Genomic DNA, 21,922 nt, shown 5'->3' with positions numbered 1-21,922 from the left:
TCTTCCTCCGCGCAGAGGAACATCATCTCGGACGCCGCATCGCCCCGGCGGCCGGACCGCCCCAGCCGCTGCACGAAGCTCGAGCAGCTGTACGGCGCGCCGAGCTGCACCACGCGCTCCAGCTCGCCGAGGTCGATGCCGAGCTCCAGCGTCACCGTCGCAGCGGCCACGGCCGGACCGGGGCCCGTGCGCAGCGCGGCCTCGGTCTCCTCCCGCAGCATCGCGGAGATACTCCCGTGATGCACATGAAACACATCGCGCTCCTGACGTTTGGCCGCGATGCGCCGCAGCTCCAGCGTCGTCAGCTCCGCATCGGAACGGCTGTTGGTGAAGACGAGCGCTTTTTTCGTATTTGTGTGATCATAGATGAAATTGTAATAATTCTGCTTCGCCAGCTCCAGATGCTCGGCTTCCCGCTCATCGCGCGGATCGGGGAACGAAAAATGCTCCACCGACAGCTTCAGCTTCCGCCCCCCCTGCGGGGATACGACCTCAACCGCCTGACGGCTTCCGCCGCTCAGCCAATGGGCAGCCGTATCATAATCGCTGAGGGTCGCGGACAAGCCGATCCGCCGCGGCGTGCAGGAAGCCATTCGCTCCAGCCTGCTGAGCTGGCTTTGCACCTGAATACCCCGATCTGCGCCCATGAAGGCATGAACCTCGTCGATCATAATGTAGCGCAGATCTTGGAACAACGCCGGAATCGCATTCGGCCGGTTCATCAGCAGGCCCTCCAGCGATTCAGGCGTAATCTGCAGCACGCCGCAGGGACGCTGCATCAGCTTGGTTTTCTCGGCCTGGGCCACATCCCCGTGCCAATGCCAGACCGGCACCTCGCCCTCCCGCAGCAGCTCCTTGATCCGCTCGAACTGATCATTAATCAGGGCCTTCAACGGGCCGATGTACAAAATACCGACTGAGGAAGACGGCCGCTCAAACAGCTCCGTCAGCGCCGGAAAGAACGCCGCCTCCGTCTTGCCGGAGGCGGTGCCTGAAGCGATCAGCAGATGATGCGGCGTATCCAGCAGCACCCGGCAAGCCTCCACCTGCGCCTCCCGCAGCTCGGACCATTGCTTGCGGTACATATATTCCTGAATGAACGGCGCCAGCCTTGCAAATGCCTCCCGCCCATTCATAGCTCGAACTCCGCGAGTAGATCGTCCAGGTCGTCCCGCACCCGGTCCGCCCGATCTTCTCCGCTTCTTCCAACTTCTCCGGATCGCGCCACGCGCCCTGCTTCATGGTTCTGCCCGCCTGTACTGCTTAATTGCCCCTCACTATTTGATCGGCCAATACTCCTTAATCGTCCCTCACTGCTCAAGCCACCTGAACTGCTTAATCCACCTTCAATGCCTAGTCCGCCCGCACCGCTTAATCGACCTTCATTACCCGCTTCATCTGCACTATTCAACCACGAGTCCCCCGCACTCGCCGTCCGCGAGCCGCCTGCCGCGCTCTTTCGTCCGCCTCCGGCGGCCTGCGCCAGCTCTCGCTCGCCCATTAATGCTTCGAAGGTCAGCTCCTGATGCTGGTGCAGCATATGCAGCACATCCATAAAGTCCCGCACAACCTCCCGGGTCGTCAACAGCTCGTCCGCTCCGAGCCGGTTGACAGCAGCCTGCATGAATGCAATAAGCTGTTCATCCCGAAGCTGCGGCTCATATCCGAAATGCATGGCATGGATGCCGCGGAGCCGCTGCAGAAGCACCATAATCTCTTCGTGCGACAGCATATCGAGCCGCAGGATCGGCGATGTATATGTCCGATAGGCGCCGCTGCTGTATCTTCCGTCCATCAGCCGCGTCCGCAGCGCATCATAGCTGAACAAGCCGCGCCGGCTGTCCTCCACGAACTGCGGAGTGCCGCCGAGATAGATACCCAGATGCTCTGCTTTGCCCTGCATCGTGTCATTGAACATGGTAAGCAGCTTCTCGTAATTGCTTTGGCGGGAGACGCTGTTCGTAATTTTATACAGATTGACGCCCTCGTCGATGAACAGCAGCAATCCTTTATAACCGATCCGCACCGCAAACTCGGCCCACAGCTTCATATAGTCGTACCAGTTGTCATCGTCAATGATGACGCCGACACCCAATTCCTTGCGCGCCTCCGTCTTGGTCGGAATTTCCCCGCGCAGCCAGCGAAGGGCCGATGCTTTCCGCTCCTCCTCACCGAGCTTGTAGCCCATCCAGTAAGCCGACAGCACCTTGGCAAAATCAAACCCATGCACCAGACTCTGCATCTCCCCTGCCACCTCATAAATGCGCAGCTCAACAGACTCCAGCAGCTGCGGGTCGCCGGGACGAAGACCTCCGGCTTGCATCAGCTCCTGCTGAAGCCCGGCGATCCATCGCTGCAGCATCGGCTCAAGCGCTCCCCCGTCCGGACGCGTCCGGGTCGACAAGTGGCCGATCAGCTCCCGGTAGGTCGCCAGCCCCTGACCCTTCGTGCCGACAAGACGCCGCTCCGGGGAGAGATCGGCATCGCAGACGACGAATTCACGATCCATCGCGTAATTGCGGAGCATTTGGAGAAGGAAGCTTTTTCCGCTGCCGTATCTTCCGCTAATAATCCGAAATGCGGCCCCGCCCTCGGCAATATTCTCCAGATCCTGAAGCATGGAAGCCACCTCCGGCTTGCGGCCCACCGCAATATGCTCCAGACCGACCCGCGGCACAACGCCTGCCGTCAAGGAATTGACCAGCGCGGTTGTCAGCCGCTTTGGAATTGACATCTGTTTCATCGTATCACCTCAACCTGATTATCTCTTCAGCCATTCGCCCAAATCCCCGGAGTATTCCTCCAGCACGCTGCCTCCGTCGATGAGCAAGTCGCCGATCGCTTCCATCGCCAGCTCGTTGATCTCATCATGCAGCAGCTCCGGCATCGAGCCTGCCCGCTCGGCAATCGCAAACTGCGCCGCGGCATCCGCACCCTCCACCATCACCAGCAGCATCTCCCGCTGAGTTGATGTGAGCTGCGACAATAAGCTTTTCCATTCCCCGGGAATCAAACTCCCCGTCAAGCCTTCACTCTCCTGCAACGGAATCTGCAATCCAGCTTCTGGCTTATCCAAATCTAAATCTGCAACAGTCCAGGCTCCGGCCACATCCAACCCATTGCCGCTTCCTTCAGAGAAAGCCTGCTCCTTCTCTTTCTTCACTTCTTCATCCACAGCCCAGCCTTGCTCAAAGTCGAACTCCGGCTGCATCCATTCGTCAGGACCGACTTTTCCTGTTCCCGGCTTTCTGCTGTTACTTTTTATAGAAGAATCCAGCGTTCGCTCGGTCGTAGCTGCCGTCCTCGGGCGGTCTGCCTCACCCATAACTGCCGGAGCCGGAGCCAGAACCGGATCATCACTGAGCAGCAGTTCCCGAACCTCGTCCGATTCCTGCTGAAGCTTCCGCAGCTTGGCGGTATTCAGCTTGACCTTTGGCGCTTGCTCCCTCAGCTTCTCAGCCCTTCTGCGTTCAAACTCCTGCTCCAGATATCTTGTGACCAGCCGTTCGATGTCCGAGTCCACCTCGACGCCCCTCAGCTTCCCTTTAACTCCGGTCAGCTCCCTCAGCTTGTTCTCCGTCAGCCGCACCAATTGAGTCAAGAAGCGGCGCAGCGGCAGATGACCGCTAATCGATTGCGTAACAACCACTGTCGTGCGTCCGTACATCTCATGATCATAGACCGCACTGCGGAACAGGAATCGCTGCACCTTTTTCTCAGGAGGAAGATAGAGCTCAAGCAGTCTTTTTCCAGTGCGTTTCCGTACCAAGCCATCCACAAGCGCTACAACCTTCGGGGCAAAATGACTAATCTCCTTGCGGCCTTCCTTGGTGTAAAATTTGCTCTTCTCCACCTCATAATCAATCAAGGGACGCAGCAGCTCCCAGTTCAGATCGATCGGCTCCGCCAGCAGTCTCCGCTTCCATTCCAGCTCCTGCACCTCAGGAGATAATGTGCGCGGAATCTTCTTCATCCTGCCCAGATCGGGCTGCTCCAACCTGAATACCACGGCAAAATCATACATCCATTCCCGAATATAACCGTCCAGCTTCGGATACCGTTCCCGATAGCCCGCCCATACCCTTCTCATCAGCTCGGCTCCCTGTGCCGGCACGCTCCAGCCAAATCCGTGAATCAGCTCATACAGATAGACGAACAGATAGGACAGGTCCGTATCGGGATAATGCTCCGCTCTCACCTCACCGCGCCAGTACAGGTACCACCGCTTTTGCTGCGGATTCATTTGCTCATAGGTCGGCCAGTAGTTCTGAAAAGGCACAAATACCGCTGCCTCCGCCGTCTCCCAGACCAGCTCGCGCGCGGTCTCCACAAATTGCTGCTCCCGGGACAAGTAACGAAAGCTGCGTTCCCAATCAAGCTCGCGTGCTCCTGCCTCAGGAGCCACGACATGACTGGCCGGGCCGGAGGGTGAAGTAACCACCTGCTCGGCAAATTCGGCAAACACCAGCGATTGCTCCCGAACCCTTCGCACCGTTGAATCTTCAGAGCCATTGATGCGTATATTATTCAGTTGGCGAAATGTTTGCCCATCGTGGTTATCCTTCATATCCCGTAAACCTCCATCACCCATCCATTATAGCATTGATTATAGTAAAAAATCGAAAGTTTGTTCGCTTTTTACGGGCATTTTTCAACGGCGTTGAACTCACTTATAATGAAAGCTGGCAGGCATGCTTGCAGGGAGGGATTTTTTCAATGAATAAATGGCTTAGAGCGTTACTCTATCTTCTCGGCGCTGCTTTTCTGACCAGACTGATTCCGTTCTCGAGCTGGTTCCGGATGCTGGATACAATGATTCATGAATTCGGTCATGCGATCGCAACCTTGCTGGTGTCGGGCAGAGTGCTTCGCATCGAGCTCTATCCGGATCACAGCGGAGTGACTTATTCTGTCATCACCTCCGGTTGGAGTCAGCTCATCGTATCACTGGCGGGCTATATCACCGCTTCATTGTTTGCTGTCGCCCTGTTCTACAGCTATTCCAGACAGAAACAGGGGCAGGGTCTGATGATTATTACCGCGCTCGCGCTCGTCTCTGGACTGCTATTTGTGCGAAATGGATACGGCTTGATCTGGCTGCTGATCTTTATCGCGTTAAATTTGCTGTTTCTTGTGATCGGCGGCCGGATTCGCAGCTTTTACTACCTGCTGCTGGCCTTTCTATGCCTTGAGGAATCGGTGATGGCCCCGCTCACGCTGCTTCTGCTTGCCGTCAGCCGTCCCGGATCAGCCGGAGACGCCGCCAATCTCGCAGCATTAACCGGAGTTCCGGCCATGGTGTGGGCGCTTCTGTTCTTTGTGGTCGCTGTGCTTTGCGCCAGGGCGGCGCTTAATCTGTACTGGAACCGCAAAGCGGCCAATAAAGCACCTCAGACGTCATTTTCACCCTATAAATGATGTGAAAAACTTACTTTAAACTTATCTCTCAAGCTGTGAGGATGAACTGTATATGAAGCGCAATAAATTCAAGCCTGTCCAAACCCTGCTGCTCAGCCTCGCCGGGCTGCTGATTATCGGCGGAGCCGGTTTTTATATCTGGTCCCAGCAGACCTATTCGGCTTCGGCAGAAATGGTTGCACGGGTTGGAGAAGAGAACATCCAGCTGGAGAAGGATTGGGTTATCTTCACCCCGGATCAAGGGGTAGCCGAGACCGGCCTGATTCTGTACCCGGGCGCCAAGGTAGAACCCGAGGCTTACAGCTATATCGGCCAGGGATTAGCTCAAAGGGGCTACACCGTTATCATCCCTAACGTCCTGCTGAACTTTGCCTTCTTCGATGTGAACAAGGCGGATGAGATCCGCGAGGCGTACCCCGAGGTCAAATCCTGGTATATCGGAGGCCATTCCCTTGGAGGTGTTGCCGCTGCCAGCTATGCATACAAGCATGAGGAGCAATTAGACGGTTTGTTCTTCCTGGGATCCTATCCTGCGGATTCGAATGATTTTTCGGATATGACGCTGCCGATTCTCAGTATTTATGGCGAGCTTGACGGACTGACCACCGTTGAGAAAATCGATGCTACCCGGTCTCTGCTCACGCCAAATGCCGTTTTGCGCGAGATCACGGGAGGCAATCATGCCCAGTTCGGCATGTATGGCCCGCAAAAGGGTGATCAACAAGCCGCCATTAGCGCGGTAGAACAGCAGGATATTATAGTCGAGACGATTGGGAATTGGCTGGATTCGTGAGTTAACTTCATTTTAAGGAAGGAGGGCATCGATGGACATTCCTAGAGGAACCTACGGGTTTCGGTTCGCTGAGGATAAGGAGCTCCAGCTGTGCGTTCTATTTGCAGCCGGCTATGATGTGATTACGAGCCCTTCATACCGGTGGGACGGACTGGAGCGGACCGATGGTCCCCTCTTGCTGTTCCAGTACACAATCTCCGGTGAGGGAATATATGAGTCGGGGAACCGGACTCACCGCGTCACTGCCGGACAAGCTATTCTCGCCGAAATTCCAGGACCCCACCGCTATTATTATCATCCGGAATCCCGGGAGCCCTGGGAGTTTCTGTTCCTGCTGTTCCGGCCCAATCTAATTCTGCCTCATTGGCGCAAATTCCTACGCGAAGCGGGGGAAGTGCCTTATCTGCCGTTGGACAGCGCACCGGTTCGGCTGTCAAGAATGATTGTGGTCGATGCCGGGGCAGGCAGAATCAACGACCCTCTGGCCGCATCGTCCTGCGTCTACCAATTCATGACAGAGCTGGCTAGAGTGCAGGTCACCACACTGCAGAACAGGGAAAATTGGCCGGAGAATGTAAGGCGAGCCGCTGAATTTATTGAACTGAACTATTCCAGGATGATCAGTATCGATCAGCTTGCCGAGCAGGTCTCCCTGTCTAAATACCACCTGATCCGCCGGTTTTCGGCCAGCACGGGCCTGACACCCGGCGCTTATTTGACCCGGATCCGTACAGAGAAGGCCATGGAGCTGCTCCGGGGAACCGGACTTAGTATTGAGAGCATCGCCGAGCAGGTCGGTTACTCTAGCGGCAGCTATTTTATCAAAGCATTTCGCGGCTTGACCGGGCTTACGCCTGGAGAATTCCGCAGCGGAGATGAGAGCCTTGTGTATCGCAAGCTGTTCTTTGATTGACCGCAATATTTTGCTACTCTTCGCCTAAGATTACTGTAGATATTGAAATTCTCCTTTATTATGATGAGCATAACAGAGCAATAATTCAATAGTAAAGGAGACTAATCAACTATGGATCATGAGCTTACAGCACCTACTCCGCCGCTCGGTTGGAACAGCTGGGACTGCTACGGCGCGGCCGTCACGGAATCCGAAATTCGGGGCAACGCGGAATACATGGCGAAGCATCTCAAGGCATTCGGTTGGAGCTACATTACCGTTGATATTCAGTGGTATGAGCCCTACGCCAACTCCTCCCAATATCGGCCGTTTGTTCCGCTCATCATGGACGAGTATTCCCGGCTCATGCCGGCCGAGAACCGGTTCCCCTCCGCAGCAGGCGGTCAAGGCTTCAAGCCGTTAGCCGATTATGTACACAGCCTGGGTCTAAAATTCGGCATTCATATCATGCGCGGCATCCCCCGGCAGGCCGCCCACGCGGGCACAGCAATTCTGGGGTCAACCGCGACAGCACGCGATATCGCCCATACGAATTCAATCTGTCCATGGAATACGGATATGTATGGCGTGGATGCCTCGAAGGAAGGGGCGGAGGCCTATTACGATTCTCTCTTTGAGCTTTATGCCGAGTGGGGCGTTGATCTGGTAAAAGTAGACGATATCGCAGCTTCCAGACTGTACGACACCCATCAACCGGAAATCGCCATGATCTCTCAAGCGATCGAGCGCTGCGGCCGGCCCATGGTGCTGAGCCTGTCCCCCGGCCCCGCCCCGGTGGAATACGCGGCGTTCTTCGCCGAGCATGCCAACATGTGGCGGGTTACGGACGACTTCTGGGATCAATGGCCGCTCTTGCTCGATATGTTCGACCGCTGCCAGGCTTGGCAGGGCGTACCTGAGCCAGGCTGCTGGCCGGACTGCGACATGCTGCCGCTCGGTCACATCGGCATCCGCTCTGTGGATGGCGGAGGTGCCGACCGCTGGACCCGGTTCACGCGCGATGAGCAGTTGACGATGATGTCGCTCTGGAGCATCTTCCGCTCGCCGCTGATTTTTGGCGGCGAGCTAAGAGACTGCGACGACTGGACACTATCGCTGCTTACCAACCGCGAGGTGCTGCGCATGCACCGGGAGAGTCGCGGAGCCAAGGAAGCGCTCCGCCAAGGGGATCTTACTGTCTGGACAGCCGAGCACGCCGATGGCTCCCGCTACGTCGCTGCATTCAACACCGGCGAGAGCTCGCTGCAGCTGGATCTGCCCATGAATCTGCTTGAATCTGGCCTGCCCGATGCCATTACAGGCACCGAGCTGTGGAGCAGCACGCCTGCCGAGCTTGCCTCCGGCGTGCTGCAGGCCAGTATTCCGCCTCACGGAGTACGCCTCTATCGATTCTTTTAAGCTCACATAGAAACCAAGGAGCTAAGCGGCCTTCTCTCGCTTGAATCCTTGGTTTCTTTGCGTCCACTACGGCTTTCTAGATCAAATCGAGGAGCGAGGGAAATCCACCCGACCTCCAAACTTAGCTGGTTTTGGCAAGCCTCAAAGCTTTAGTGACATTCTGCAATATCATGGCCTCACGAGACCCACGCACGAACGCCCACATCAGCATTTTTAATGCCTTTCTGCACTATAATCGTCACATTTGCTCCTACGTCAGCATTTTTAATGCCTTTCTGCACTATAATTCTTCACTTGTCTTTTATATTCTGGTGAAGAGGGTGAGGGTGTCCCAACACCAACCCGTCATCTATGTTGGTTTTGGGACACCCTCACATCCCGGAACTAATCATTATCATTAAGGTGCACGCGGACTACAATATCTTGATCATGATTGCCAAATCCGGCGCCATAGAGCGTCAGTCCCCCTACGTTAACAGCCTGCTCATCAACTGCGAAGCGAAGAGTCCAGAACGGATCCCGCAGCTTGAGATCCGCAAGGGTCACCCCCGACATCTCCTCGCCATCCATAAATGTGCCCGATGCATCAATACGGATCGTCTTCAATAACCCGTATTGATTCACATTTCGATGCCACCACTCCGGCGTTAATCTGCCTCGGGCAGCCCTTCCGAAGTCGGCCGGACTGGTCCAAGTGCCAAGAGAGCTCCCGTTGAATGTAAACTCGATATCAGAAGGCCAATAATCTCTTAAGCCGGGGGCTTCCGAGGCGATCTCCATGGAGATTTCAATGGCGTCTGCCGTTTGGTCGGCAAGCAGATAATTCGGTATTTTATATTCAACATAGCCCCATCCGAACCACAAAATGGCCGCGTGAACCCGCTCAGGATCAAGAAAATACCGGGGATCATCCCATACCCCTATTTCCTTCTCGAGCGTGCCGAGCCCGCAAGTAGGATGGACTTCGAATGCGGTGTAGTGGCCGACTGAAATAGGCTGCTCTCTGATCTGGACAGTTCTTTGGGTAGAAGGCAGCTCAATCTCGACCGATTTTTCTTTGAGAAAACACATTTTGTGTGTCCCCCCATTGAGCCGAACCCTGCGGCTTCCAATAAGCCCGGCTTGTTCGAGCTTTCGAACGTGCATAGTAACAATGGAAGGGCTAAGTTCTAAGCGGTCTGCGATATCCTTCACATTCAACTCGGTATCGGCAAGGAGACCCATGATGCTCCACCTGACTTCACTAGCCAACGCTTCGTATAGCGCGATATACTTCGGTTCCCCGTTCGCTTTAATGATCACCCTCATCTCCTGTCCTCGTTCCTTGAAATCACATATATATTATATAAGTTGAACTACTTACTTAAATTTTACGTTCTGGGGGCGACGTGTGAAGTGTGCTTACGATCGCTGTTATTCGCGGATTTCTCTAATTGAACTAAGTTATTATAAGGTAGAAATCCACTCACAAAGGCGAACGCTTACAAGCATATGCTCCCGAAGCAGCTTTCTTGCAGTAAGCTTTCACTTCAGCACACCTCACACTCATGCCCTTTCTACATAGTTTTATAGTTCAACTTATATAATTTATAAGATTTAACAGGAGCCATCAAGCAAATAAATGGCCGGTATTACCTCATGTGCCTCATGACGGTTGAAGCATACTCCGGCTGAGGCAAAAATTATGTATGGTGATCGGACTCGCTGTAAATAAAAAACTCCCTTGCTGGAGACGGTCTGCATTAGCAAACCGCCTGCAATAAGGGAGTTTTCTCTAGGACTGTTATTTCGATCACATCGCCGCCTCAGCTATGTTCCCGATCTTCGCCCCGCTCAAATGATGAATCGTGCGCAAATAGCTCACGGTTCTGTTCAAGGAGTGCATAATGACCGAATGGGTTTCGGCCCTTCGGTTCGACAAATAGCGCACACCGTTCAGCAAATCGCCCTGCGTAACGCCGGTTGCGACAAACAGCACGTTCCCCTGTCCCACCATATCGTCCATCGTGAGCAGCTTCAGCGGATCCTTCATGCCCATCCCTATGCACCGTTCATACTCCTCGGTCGTGTCCGGAATCAATCGCCCTTGCATTTCTCCGCCAAGGCATTTCAGCGCCGCCGCGGCCAGTACGCCTTCCGGAGCGCCCCCGGAGCCAACATACATATCCACTTCACTCTCCACCGCAGCTTCGATGGCTCCCATCACGTCGCCGTGCCCGAGCAGTTTAATCCGCACTCCCGCATCGCGCAAAGCGGAGATCATCTCCCGATGGCGCAGCCGATCCAGGATCGACACGGTCATTTCGGATAGCGGCTTCTGTAAAATTTCTGACGCTTTGGCCAGTGTAACGCTGATGTGGTCGTTCAGCGAGAGTCGGCCAGCCAGCCCCGGCCCAACCGCCAGCTTCGCCATGTACATATCCGGCGCATGGAGCAAATTTCCTTCCGGAGCGGCGGCGATCACGGAAATCGCGTTGTTCAGCCCATTTGCCACCGTCTCGGTCCCTTCCAGCGGATCGACGGCAATATCAATTTTCGGGCCACGACGGCTGCCGACCTTTTCTCCGATATACAGCATCGGCGCCTCGTCCATCTCTCCTTCGCCAATCACGACGGTCCCGTCCATGTCTACGGAATGAAACATTCTCCGAATAGTCATCGTTGCTGCCTCATCTGCGCTGTGTTTGTCGCCTCTTCCCGTCCAGCAGGCTGCCTCCAGCGCGGCAGCCTCCGTGATTCGCGCTAATTCCATAGCAATATGGCGTTCCATCGTTCTCCCTCCAATTTATCTTTGTCTGATTTGCTTCATAACAAATACGGCCGTCTCCTCGATCGCCTTTCCTGTGATGTCTATAATGGGACAGCCCAGCGATTCGTACAGCTCTAACGCGTAGTCGAGCTCCTGCCGCACCCGATCCAATGAAGCGTAGTGAGCCTGGTCAGGCAGGCCCAGCGACTTGAGCCGCTCGGCCCGGATATTGACCAACTGCTCCGCATCAATTGTCAATCCGACGAGCTTCGAGCTGCTGACTTCCCTGAGTTGAGTCGGGGGAGCCAGTTCGGGAACGACGGGATAATTCATCGTCTTGAATCCCTTATGCGCCAAAAAAATCGACAGCGGCGTCTTCGATACCCTGGAGACCCCGAGCAGGACGAGATCAGCTTTCAGAATCGCTCCCACGTCTTTGCCGTCATCATTGTTGACCGCAAATTCCACCGCTTCCACCCTGCGAAAATAATCCTCGTCCAGCCGATGCAGCAAACCGGGCAGCCGCTTCGGCGTATCCTTAAACGTGTCAATAAATGCCTGCATCATCGGCCCCATAATGTCGACGGCTCGAACATTCAGCCTGACCGCTTCTTCCCGAATTGCTTCTCTGAGCTCCGGCTGGACAAGCGTGTAGGCGACGAAGCCGCCGCGCTGATGTACTTCATCCATCACGGCGCTGATTTCGTCTTCCGTGCGGACGTTCATAACCCGCTTGATTTCCGTATTCGGCGACTCGAACTGCCGAAGTGTAGCCCGTACGACCGCTTCCGCAGTCTCACCGACCGAGTCAGAGCAAATGACTATGAAGTGAGCGTGTTCCGGGTTCATCCCATTCCTCCCGTTAATTCTCTGCTACTATTCCGAGCAGCATTTTAATGATATTCGTCTTGGAAATCCGCCCTACGACCTTCCATTCCCCTTCTATGCCGCTTGGCGCCGGGACCACGACAGGCAAGCTGTCAATCTGATAAGCGATGATTTTCCGGGCGGCCTCCAGCACCGTGTCATCAGGCAGAACCGTAATCATGTTGGCCTTCCGTGTCATAATAAAGCTCACCGGCATCGTCGATGCCGAGGCATTCCCGAGCGTGACTTTCAGCAGATCCTTGCGCGAGACAATCCCCGAGAGCAGGCCGCCCTCATCCGTCACAATCAGGTGTCCGACATTTTCAAGAAACAGCGTCACCACCGCTTCCTGAATTGTCGTTGTTTCACGAACGATTACCGGTACGCCATGAACGTCGCCAACCTTCATTTCCAGTAAATGCTGCATGCTTCCGTTTTCTGTCTGGGCTCTTTGCCCCAGAAAATACCCTACCTTCGGCTTGGCATCGATATAATCGAGCATCACCAGAACCGATAGGTCCGAACGAATCGTCGGACGCGTCAAATTCAGCATTTCCGCGATCTGCTCACCGGTGATGGGGGCATGTTTTTTCACGATTTTCACAATTTCCAACTGGCGTGATGTCAGCTTGATATAAATCCCTCCGTTTCCGGATTTGTGCCGCTTGCTCGCAGCAGTATTGCCTGCTCCTCCTCTCCATCTTCATAAATTGGAAAGTTAATGGTTATATAGTATGTCATATTTAAATAAAATGCAATAATTAATACGTCCTATTATGATTAGCGTGGATTATAAAAGGGAAGTGTCTCATCTACTTCGGTTCCCCGTTTGCTTTAATGATCGCTCTCATCTCCTGTCCTCGTCCGTTGAAATCACATATATGTTAATTTAAAAGATTTAGCAGGAACCAGCTAGCTTATCTCATTGCAAGCCTTAAGCCAATGTTGTTTAATCTCCTTATACAAGATGAATATATGAATTGTATTTTGTTCATCTTCTATAGGGACTCTCCTTTAAATTTCTATATACATGAATTCATAAAAGAGGTGGATATGATGAAGTACAATAACCCGGTAATCAAAGGCTTCTATCCGGACCCCAGCGTTTGTAAAGCAGACGATACCTATTACCTCGTTTGCAGTTCGTTTCAGTACTTCCCAGGCGTTCCGATTTTCGAGAGCAAGGACCTGATTAACTGGAAGCAGATCGGTCATTGTCTAACGAGAGAGAGCCAGATTCAGCTTCGTGAGGTGGGTAGCTCGGGCGGAGTATTCGCTCCGACGATCCGTCACCACAACGGGCGCTTCTATATGACCACAACCAACGACACAACGCATCAAAATTTCTATGTTTGGACGGACGATATTTACGGGGAATGGTCTGAAGCGATCTATGTGGATCAAGGAGGAATCGATCCGGATTTGTATTTTGAAGATGACAAGGTCTTCTTTATGAGCAACGGAACGGACAATAACGGGATTGGCGGTGTTGTGCAGTGCGAGATTGATATTAAGACGGGCGGCAAGCTGTCGCCAAGCCGTTCGATCTGGCAAGGGACTGGCGGACGATACCTGGAAAGCCCTCATATGTATAAAATAAATGGCCGGTATTACCTCATGGCGGCTGAAGGCGGGACGGAATATGGCCATATGGTCGTTTATGCCCGGGGAGAAGCTGTCTCGGGTCCGTTCGAAGCCTATCCGAACAACCCCGTACTGACCAATCGCAACCTGGGCGGTTATGAGCTGCAGGGGGTGGGCCATGGCGATCTTATTCAAGATCACGAGGGGAATTGGTGGATGCTCCATCTTGGCTTCCGTCAAACCGGCCGATGGCTTACCTACCATCACCTGGGCCGGGAAGTTTTCCTTACGCCGGTTACTTTTGGCGAGGATGGCTGGTTTACGGCAGGACATGACGGGACTACGCTGTCGAGTGTTGAGACCGATCGAATCCCAAGTCACATCATCCAGCAGGAGAAAAAGACCTTTACTTTCGAGAATACGGATTGGAATCTGGATTGGTGCTATCTCCGTCATCCTGCCGCAGAGAATTATCTGCTTGAATCCGATAGGCTGCGGCTCCAAGGGACCGACGTATCGCTGGATACTCCGGCATCCCCAACATTTATTGGTCTCCGCCAAAAGGACTTCAACGCTGAGATCAGCTGCGATGTCCAGCTTACAAGCGGCGAGGCCGGCATTACACTCTATATGGATGAGAATCATCATTATGATTTAGCTGTACGCAAAGACGAGAATGGATATAAGGTGATCGAGCGGCTGAATATCGGCGATATCAAATCTATTGAGCACGCAGCAGACCTGGGGAGCGGCGAACGGGCTACGCTGATTATACGGTCCAGTCATGAGCGCTATAGCTTCCTCCTTCGCAAAGACGGCAAGGACATCTCCCTGGGTACGGCACAAACCAGATACCTTTCCTCAGAGGTTGCTGGAGGATTCACAGGCGTGCTCATCGGTTTATATGCTTATGGGGAAGGTTCTTTGGCGGATTTTTCGCAATTCAAATGCGAATATCTTTAATACTCGGACTGGGATTATGAACCGGATTGAGAACCACTTCCCGGGGTAAGATAGCGAATCCGTTAACGGGTAACGTCAATAAGTCTGGCCGAAAGTAGATTTCCTACCTCTGACCAGACTTTTTGTTATCACATCCATGTCCAACTTCTACGAACACTTACAATCCCCGCACAATGGGGTAAATCTGCAGCTTTTACTGCCTGCCGCTGGCATTTCGACACTAGTATTGGAACGGAGCTCTTACCGCTTCTCCAATATCTTGAATAATTATCCCCACATCGTTTCCTAATGTTTTAATCGGATTCTTTCCTGTCATATTTGTATTCAATTTCTTTATTCTCTCATGAATCTTTTTATCACTTGTAACATGTACAGCATATCCTGGCTCGCTATTTTCCACCCTATAGCGGATTTCATCTTCGATTCTTGCTTTGTGCTCACCATCTTTAACATCTATCCCTACTACGACATCCTTGTTGTGAACCAAGACAGTAGCTTTACTGACACCCTTAACTTTAGTAACTTCATCAGTAATCTTTTTTGCGACCGGATCAATAACTTTATGCTTCTGCTCACTTTTCGCTTTGGGCTTTGCGGAATTCGCTGATTTGTTTGCTGTACATCCAGTAGCTGATATAGCAAACAATGCTACCAGAACCAAAATTGCCACTCGACTAATATTCATTCTTTTGCTCATCATCTTATTCCCTCCTTTTATGCTACTTTTTGTATGTTGCTTAGAATTTATGCAGGAGGTTTTTTATCGTTTTTGTATTTATGCAAGTCCCTGTTAAATAAAAATGCACATGGAAAAGTATTTAATGAAGTCCATCATCTGGCACCGTCCAATTTGGAAAAGATCACGAGCCGTTTCTGTTATATGCTGCTGCCCCTCTCCGCGTTTACCGTTTGATCGTGGACGAACTAACGACTCCGTACCGCCATAATACTTTACCGCCGAACCAGCCGAACAATCGGTCCGTGATGAAGCCCATCAAGCCTAGTGAAATCAAGCCGACGAAAATCCAGTCCGTGCGGAAGAACAGCCGTGAATTCCAGATCAAGAAGCCGACGCCTTCGTTCGCGGCGATCATTTCTGCGCCAACGATCGCCATATAGGAGGTCCCCATGGCGAGCCGGACTCCGGTGAATATATAGGGTGCCGTAGCCGGAACAATCACATGAATGATGATTTGCCATTCCGAAGCGCCCATGCTGCGGGCGGAGCGGATTTTGTCCTCCTCGACGGACAGAACGCCCGTCAAGGTGTTCATCATGACGATAAACAAAGTCGCATACAGAATGAGCGCGATCTTGGACTGCTCCCCAATGCCGAACCAGACCAGAAACAGCGTGATAAAAGCGATCGGGGGAATAAATCGGATGAAGTTCAACAGGGGCTCGGCGAAATGGCGAATCGCGTCTACCTTGCCGATGATAATGCCGAGCGGAATGGCGATCAGACTGCCGAGTGTCCAGCCGCTCAGAACGCGGACAAAGCTGACGCCGATATATTTTTGCAATGAACCGTCCTTAAGCAGCTCAATCGCTCCCTTTATCGTTTGCAGAGGGCTGGGTATCACCTCCGGTCCATAGACCAGCGCGCCGCCTTGCCATGCTGCCAAGACAACAATCCAGAGCAGAACGAGACCAGCCCATTTTCCTTTCCACCATACCGTCATATCTTCTTCCCCCTACTCGTCAAAATGCGCCTGAATTTGCTTGTAATATTTGTAAAATTCCGCTGCCGACACATCCCGGGGATAATCCAGCGGGATCTCGTAGATATGCGAAATCTTTGAGGACGGGCCCTGTGACATGATGCCGATCCGCCCGCCCAGCAAAATTGCTTCCTGGATATCATGCGTCACGAATACGACCGTTTTCTTCGTCTGACTCCAGATCCGCACCAGCTCCTTCTGCATCGTTCTGCGGGTCATCGCATCCAGCGCGCCAAACGGTTCATCCATGAGCAGAATTTCCGGGTCATTGGCCAGTACCCTGGCCAATTGGACGCGCTGCTTCATTCCCCCGGACAGTGCTCTGGGCAGTTTGTCTTCATGGCCCGTCAGTCCGACAAGATCGATGTACCGGTCCGATATGGCTCTGCGTTCCCGTTTGGGTACCTTTTTCATCTTCAGACCGAATTCAACGTTCTGCCGGACCGTCAGCCAGGGAAAAAGCGAGGAGTCCGCCTGCTGGAAGACGACTGCCCGGTCCCGTCCGGGCTTGTCGATTTCAGCGTCTCCGATTCGGAGTCGTCCATCCGTTTTAGAAATAAAGCCGGCGATCATATTGAGCAGTGTCGATTTGCCGCAGCCGCTCGGACCGAGCAGTACAAAAAACTCACCGCCATGGATGACCAGATCGACATTTTTGATAATGTAATGAATATGGACGCCTGCAGCGCCGGAATGCTCGCCGTAGCTTTTGTTCAGGCCTTGAATCGTAATTGTCCGGTTCGCTTCGAACGAATCCTTCTGATTTTGAAGGGCCAATGACATGCGGTTTCCTCCTCTCTATGGGGTGGCCGTTACCCGGTCCGGAAGTATTTCTTTCAAGAATTCAAGATTGATTTTGTCCGCGAGCTCGAAGTCCGTCTGGATGATTCCGTTCTCCACCATATATTTTTTCTGACGGTTCAAACTGTCGAGTGCGTCCTGCGTAAAATCAATGTTCCAATTGTTTTCCGACAAATCCTTCAACGTCGCTTCCCGCGGCTGTTTGACTTCGTCGTACAAAATATCCGCCACTTCATCCGGATTCTCCTTCGCAAATTGGGACGCTTCATCCACAGCCTTCAGGAAGTTAGCAACCGTCTTGGGATGCTCCTCTATCAGCTTATTCGGGACGACGATCTGACCGCCGATCCGTACGCTTGTTTGCGCCATGTCCGTTAGCACATGTACGCCTTCGATCTCCTCGAACTTTTGCAGCATGACTGCGCCCGTTACCCAGGCAGCATCGACCTCGCCGTTCTTCAGAGCGATATACGCTTCATCAGAACCGCCTTGACCAGTCAACGTGACATTTTTCGGATCAACACCATTTTCGGTCAAAAATACATCCCACAGATACGTAAGGAACGTCCCCCGCATAAAGCTCAGGTTTTTGCCTTCCAAATCGCCGGCCTGCTTGATTTCATCCCGAACGAACAACTGCCACTTGAGAGCATTGCGATCCGTCGAGGTACCGGTCGAAGCGACAATCGAAAACTCGCCTTTGCTGACCGCGTTCAAAATCGGGAAATCAGCTCCCCAGCCGATATCCGCCTGCTTGATAAACAGCGAGTTGATCCCTTCGGCCGGAGTAGCAAAATTGACGATCGTCGCATCAATGCCATTTCTCTCGAAAAAGCCCTTTGTTTTGGCGACACGAAGCACCGGATTGGAGGAAATATCGGCGATGTTCAGCTTGACGGCCTCCGCCCGGTCCTTAGTTCCGGACTCAGCGGCCCCTCCGCTGACAGATGATCCGCAGCCAGGCAGCACGACGATCAGGATAAGGATTGAAATAAAGGCAGTAATCAAATAACTTCTCTTGTTTTTGTTAATAAAACTCCGCATGGCTTCTTCTCCCTTCAATTCCTATAGATTCTAATCCTGGCTGGGCCGTTCATCTATGCTGGCTACACAAGCGGCTCCATCCCCGTAAGAGAACGTCCCGTTAACTACGACTACGGACTCCGCTCCCTTCCCTGCCGCTCCCGGAACCCGGAAATTCGCCACATCCAGCGGCTCGATCGCCTGCTCGGCCGGCTTCGGCAGCTGAGGAACCCAGTCATAAGGAACACGGTACGCACGATACACCATGTTCGTGTTCCGCTTATTTTTGTAAGGAGAAATATACTCCCAGACTAGCTCATGCTCCCGTGTCACCTCGAATATCCGACCGTCCGCCCCTTCCGTAATCAACGTGTTACCGTTCGGAAGCCGTTGCGCGGAGCTGATGTACGGGCTGTAAAAGCGGTACGAATCCAGCGGGGCCAGGAACCCGGCTTCGGTCGGCGTGTATTGCCATACGATTTCGAGCGTCAACGGATCGATCTCCAGGATGCGGGAATGGTCGCGGACCGCGTTCTTCTGTCCGAATGGAGACGCCGGGTTCGGCGAGCCATACCCCGCCCATCCGCCGTTGTCGAACACGAGCAGATTGCCTTCCCCCGGCAGTCCCCGAGGAATCAAGTGAGCATGGTGCTGACCGATAATCCAGCCCAAATGCCTGTACTCCGGAGCGGAATAGTCAGGGCCAAGCTTCCAGACGATACTGCCGGTTTTTTTGTCAATGATCGCGATAATGTTGGTTTCTCTGCCGTCCCAAATAAGGTTATCGGGATGGAACCGTTCATCCCCGGCGTCGTAGAACCGGTTCGGTCCAAGAACGGAAACCGAGTTGATATGCATCCAGTCCCCGGCCCCGGAGCCGAAATACCGCGTGTTTGGATCGCGGAACAGCACATTTTTGGCCTGCTCGTCGAAGCCGAGCTCATCGAAATGCTCATGGCAGTTCCATTCCCAGACGATATTGCCTTCCCAATCCACCTCCAGAATCGAATCATCCAGCAAGGGCTTATCGGATATTTTCGGATTGTGCACATTTTTATGGACGAGGATGATCGTATTGCCTTCAGCGGTTTTCGGATCGGCGCCGGGGACATAATAGCCTACCGGATTGCCGGAGCGCTGGTAATCGTGATGCGCCCGGGCCATCCATTGCGGCTCGTGCCCAGGATCCTCGATCCATTCATGCCGGTTGAACTGCCACACGATGTTCCCGTCCCAATCGACTTGAACAAGATCGGCTTCATCCTGGAAGCCGTACTTCGGATCCCGTTCGGCCGTGCTCCCGAGCACGTAGCCGCCCGGAAGCAATTTGTTCGGAAAGCCTCGCAGCCCTTTCCATAGGTGAACCTCCCTGCCGCTCATATCAATCAGCAGCGCGCCCAGATCGGCCGCCTGAAAAATGGTGTACCCACTCCATGCTTTGTCCCGGTTATAAACCGTTGCTCCTGTCGGATAAATCGTCGGATGTCCCATAAAATTGATCGCTCCCCTTTAATAAGATAAATATTTTCCTTGCCTGTGATTGTCATCCTCATCCGCCGGTTTGGCGTTGCCCTTCGCAAGCAGATTGAGCGTTTCCGAGTATTGCTCGATTCGTTCAATAAGTACTTTGAAAAGACGAAGGATATCCGCCAGGTCCGCTTCCGTCATGTCCGCAAACAGGAGCGTGATCCCGCGCGACCCGACATTTCGATTTCGTCGAACGAACTCCCTGCCTTTAGGCGTAATGTCCAGCCAGACCGACCTTCGGTCGCCCCCGCTCCGGATTCTTTGGGCGAGAGCTTTCTTTTCCAATTTGTCGCACAACCCGGTCACAGCACCTGACGTGAAATCAAGCTCCTCCGCCAAATCGCCGAGGCGCTGCGGCCCTTCCCGGCACATTTTTTGCAGGACCAGAAGACCTGGAAGCGAAATGCCTTCCACCTCCACTTTGTCCCGTTCCTTGACGAACTTCCTGACCATTTTTCGGAACAGCCAATCCGCCTCCTCAAGTTGCTCCCATACCTCTCTGCTTTTTTCGATGACCCTCCCTCACCTTCGATTCGTATCTTTTCTGCTCTGACCGCCAAACGTCAAAAGGCTCCCGAAGGATTCCCATGCAGGGAAACCCTCGAGAGCCTTCGGTGAACCGATCGGCTGTTTAGTCGCTTTATTTCTTAGCTGTAAGATAATGAGTGCTAAACGATTTTTCCATATATTAAACCTATTATTCACACCTGTCAAGTATGAATTAAAATAAATACACCAATTTGGGCATGAAGTCCCTTTAGTCGTCTCAGCTTGGCGTAAATTTCGCTACCGTCCTTCCTTTAGTGCCTCCTTGATTTGCGGGATCGACAGACCATCGGCCTTCAACTGCTTGATCCGGAAAATTAGCTCCACCGTAGCTTCTCTAAGGTATCTTCGCGTCAGGTTCTCCTCGGCCTGTTCGAACGGCAGCATGCCTTCCTCCGTATAAAATTTCAGCGTACTGTATCTCGCTCCGGTCAGCCGCGTCAATTCGCCGATCGATACATATTCGGAAGCCAGAATCGCTTCCATGGAACGTTGTCTGGACATGAGAGCTCTCCTTTAAACCGGGTGCTTCGGAAGCAGGCGGACCCCGTGGATAGGCACCCTTCCGTAGACCGCGTGCGGAATCGCTTCGTAGACCAGATTATCAATTTTGAGGAGCGGGACCTGCCCTGTGCGCAACACCTGCACTCGATGGCCCTTGGATTCAAGCCGTGCCAGCACATCCTTCAACCGGGTTCCGGGACCGGAGAGCATCGCCTCCGTATCGATGAACACCGCCTGCGAACGCTCAAGAATCGGGAACAGAAAGTTTACCCCGCTGCCGGTCTGCGTCGCTACGGCATGTTTTTTGAATTGCAGGAATTGCTTGGCTGCGGCTTCAAGGCCTCGGCGGATCCGGAACGGGTATAGCACTTTGGCTAAAGGATCGCTTTGCATCAGACTGACCATTTTCACAGTAACCTGATCCAGTTCATTTCGCGAAAATAAATCATGCATGCAGCCGCTTTCCCGCAGCAGCCACAGCAAGCACACCGATTGCTCCGCCGCTCTCCCGTCCTCCAGCACATCGGCGCGCAAATACTCCGTAATCCTCGCGTATTCCTCCAGGTTGCTCCGATACTCCTTAATCGACACACCGGAAGAGTGGAAGTACAAATCGCAGCCGAGCAGGTGCGGAATCTCTTCCAGCAGCCCTCGCTCTTCAAGGGAATCAGCGATGCTTCGTTCAAATCGAAACAGCTTTCCCTTGGATAGACGGGATGCCCGATGCAGCCACCAGAGCAGTTCCCGGTTCAGCTCCCGCTTCCCGTTCACCAAAGGCTCTATCACCGCCTTCCGGTAGATCCATTCTTGCGGTCCGCCAGCCTGATCCTGCTTCAAGCTACGTTGAGCCTCCGGATGCTGCAGCTCCCCCTCCAGATGAAGCTCCAGAATTACCGCGGCCGCCATGCAGCGAAGCGCCGCCTTTTTTGCAAGCGTCAGCTCCAGGCTCCGCTGCGCATTCAGCGCGATCAATGCAAAGCTCTCGGCCAATTTCAAATCTGCCATCTTCCATCTCTCCATTCTTCAAGATAGACTTCAATCCGGATTCTGACTGATTTCCAGGTTTTTATTGCAGTTCTCATTGCAGGCTTTCATGCCGTATTGTGACTCTTGTG

The 21,922-nt window shown here is 53.2% G+C and carries 19 protein-coding genes and 1 pseudogene; 5 read left to right on the top strand and 15 right to left on the bottom strand.

Going from position 1 to position 21,922, the window contains the following annotated elements:
* From TX85_RS27300 to TX85_RS05555, 3 genes and pseudogenes are all read right to left on the bottom strand, one after another.
* A partial coding sequence (locus tag TX85_RS27300; RefSeq protein ID WP_044478119.1) for a DEAD/DEAH box helicase occupies positions 1-1,136 on the bottom strand: 1,136 nt, incomplete at its 3' end.
* A 311-nt stretch (positions 1,137-1,447) separates the two neighbouring features.
* Positions 1,448-2,743, bottom strand: a pseudogene (locus TX85_RS05560) (ATP-binding protein); the annotation flags it as partial.
* Positions 2,744-2,761: 18 nt separating this feature from the next.
* Entirely contained in the window at positions 2,762-4,567 is a 1,806-nt protein-coding gene (locus TX85_RS05555) for a TerB N-terminal domain-containing protein (protein WP_049894806.1), read from the bottom strand.
* A gap of 149 nt (positions 4,568-4,716) precedes the next feature.
* Between TX85_RS05555 and TX85_RS05550 the strand changes: the two genes are divergently transcribed.
* The 4 genes from TX85_RS05550 to TX85_RS05535 all read left to right on the top strand — a co-directional run bounded on the left by TX85_RS05550 (position 4,717) and on the right by TX85_RS05535 (position 8,522).
* Positions 4,717-5,418, top strand: a complete 702-nt coding sequence (locus TX85_RS05550) for a M50 family metallopeptidase (protein WP_044478118.1) — start codon at positions 4,717-4,719, stop codon at positions 5,416-5,418.
* A gap of 52 nt (positions 5,419-5,470) precedes the next feature.
* Positions 5,471-6,211: an alpha/beta hydrolase gene (locus TX85_RS05545; RefSeq protein ID WP_044478117.1), complete on the top strand. Its 741-nt coding sequence runs from the start codon at positions 5,471-5,473 to the stop codon at positions 6,209-6,211.
* A 31-nt stretch (positions 6,212-6,242) separates the two neighbouring features.
* Entirely contained in the window at positions 6,243-7,124 is an 882-nt protein-coding gene (locus TX85_RS05540; protein ID WP_044478115.1) for an AraC family transcriptional regulator, read from the top strand.
* Positions 7,125-7,235: 111 nt separating this feature from the next.
* Positions 7,236-8,522, top strand: coding sequence for a glycoside hydrolase family 27 protein (locus TX85_RS05535; RefSeq protein WP_044478114.1), 1,287 nt, complete (start codon positions 7,236-7,238; stop codon positions 8,520-8,522).
* Positions 8,523-8,906: 384 nt separating this feature from the next.
* On the opposite strand, the gene TX85_RS05530 is transcribed toward TX85_RS05535, so the two are convergent.
* From TX85_RS05530 to TX85_RS05515, 4 genes are all read right to left on the bottom strand, one after another.
* Positions 8,907-9,821, bottom strand: a complete 915-nt coding sequence (locus TX85_RS05530; RefSeq protein ID WP_044479827.1) for an ArsR/SmtB family transcription factor — start codon at positions 9,819-9,821, stop codon at positions 8,907-8,909.
* A 493-nt stretch (positions 9,822-10,314) separates the two neighbouring features.
* Entirely contained in the window at positions 10,315-11,292 is a 978-nt protein-coding gene (glpX, locus tag TX85_RS05525; protein WP_044478113.1) for a class II fructose-bisphosphatase, read from the bottom strand.
* 15 nt (positions 11,293-11,307) lie between these two features.
* Entirely contained in the window at positions 11,308-12,120 is an 813-nt protein-coding gene (locus tag TX85_RS05520; RefSeq protein WP_044478112.1) for a pyruvate, water dikinase regulatory protein, read from the bottom strand.
* 13 nt (positions 12,121-12,133) lie between these two features.
* Positions 12,134-12,751, bottom strand: a complete 618-nt coding sequence (locus tag TX85_RS05515) for a helix-turn-helix transcriptional regulator (protein WP_044478111.1) — start codon at positions 12,749-12,751, stop codon at positions 12,134-12,136.
* 443 nt (positions 12,752-13,194) lie between these two features.
* Between TX85_RS05515 and TX85_RS05510 the strand changes: the two genes are divergently transcribed.
* Complete coding sequence (locus TX85_RS05510; RefSeq protein ID WP_044478110.1) at positions 13,195-14,685, top strand: glycoside hydrolase family 43 protein; 1,491 nt, start codon at positions 13,195-13,197, stop codon at positions 14,683-14,685.
* A 220-nt stretch (positions 14,686-14,905) separates the two neighbouring features.
* Here TX85_RS05510 and TX85_RS05505 read toward each other — a convergent pair whose 3' ends face one another.
* The 8 genes from TX85_RS05505 to TX85_RS05470 all read right to left on the bottom strand — a co-directional run bounded on the left by TX85_RS05505 (position 14,906) and on the right by TX85_RS05470 (position 21,812).
* Positions 14,906-15,385 (bottom strand): YhcN/YlaJ family sporulation lipoprotein, encoded by a 480-nt coding sequence (locus TX85_RS05505; RefSeq protein WP_044478109.1) that lies wholly within the window; start codon positions 15,383-15,385, stop codon positions 14,906-14,908.
* 202 nt (positions 15,386-15,587) lie between these two features.
* Positions 15,588-16,367 carry an ABC transporter permease gene (locus TX85_RS05500; protein ID WP_044478108.1) on the bottom strand — a complete coding sequence of 260 codons (780 nt, stop codon included), beginning with the start codon at positions 16,365-16,367 and terminating at the stop codon, positions 15,588-15,590.
* Positions 16,368-16,379: 12 nt separating this feature from the next.
* A complete protein-coding gene (locus TX85_RS05495) occupies positions 16,380-17,189 on the bottom strand; it encodes an ABC transporter ATP-binding protein (protein WP_044478107.1) in 810 nt (269 codons plus the stop codon).
* Between the two features lie 15 nt (positions 17,190-17,204).
* The gene (locus TX85_RS05490; RefSeq protein ID WP_044478106.1) at positions 17,205-18,251 is read right to left on the bottom strand and encodes an ABC transporter substrate-binding protein; all 1,047 of its coding nucleotides are present in this window, start codon (positions 18,249-18,251) and stop codon (positions 17,205-17,207) included.
* A gap of 30 nt (positions 18,252-18,281) precedes the next feature.
* The gene (locus TX85_RS05485) at positions 18,282-19,721 is read right to left on the bottom strand and encodes an aryl-sulfate sulfotransferase (protein WP_044478105.1); all 1,440 of its coding nucleotides are present in this window, start codon (positions 19,719-19,721) and stop codon (positions 18,282-18,284) included.
* Positions 19,722-19,739: 18 nt separating this feature from the next.
* Positions 19,740-20,210: a MarR family winged helix-turn-helix transcriptional regulator gene (locus tag TX85_RS05480; protein WP_044478104.1), complete on the bottom strand. Its 471-nt coding sequence runs from the start codon at positions 20,208-20,210 to the stop codon at positions 19,740-19,742.
* A 333-nt stretch (positions 20,211-20,543) separates the two neighbouring features.
* Positions 20,544-20,807, bottom strand: a complete 264-nt coding sequence (locus TX85_RS05475; RefSeq protein WP_044478103.1) for a helix-turn-helix domain-containing protein — start codon at positions 20,805-20,807, stop codon at positions 20,544-20,546.
* 12 nt (positions 20,808-20,819) lie between these two features.
* A complete protein-coding gene (locus tag TX85_RS05470; RefSeq protein WP_044478102.1) occupies positions 20,820-21,812 on the bottom strand; it encodes a hypothetical protein in 993 nt (330 codons plus the stop codon).
* Positions 21,813-21,922: the final 110 nt, after the last annotated feature.

The sequence above is a fragment of the Paenibacillus antibioticophila genome (genome assembly GCF_000455265.1).
Lineage (GTDB): Bacteria > Bacillota > Bacilli > Paenibacillales > Paenibacillaceae > Fontibacillus > Fontibacillus antibioticophila.
Note: the sequence above shows the minus strand (reverse complement) of the source record. Positions and strands in the feature narration are given on the sequence as shown.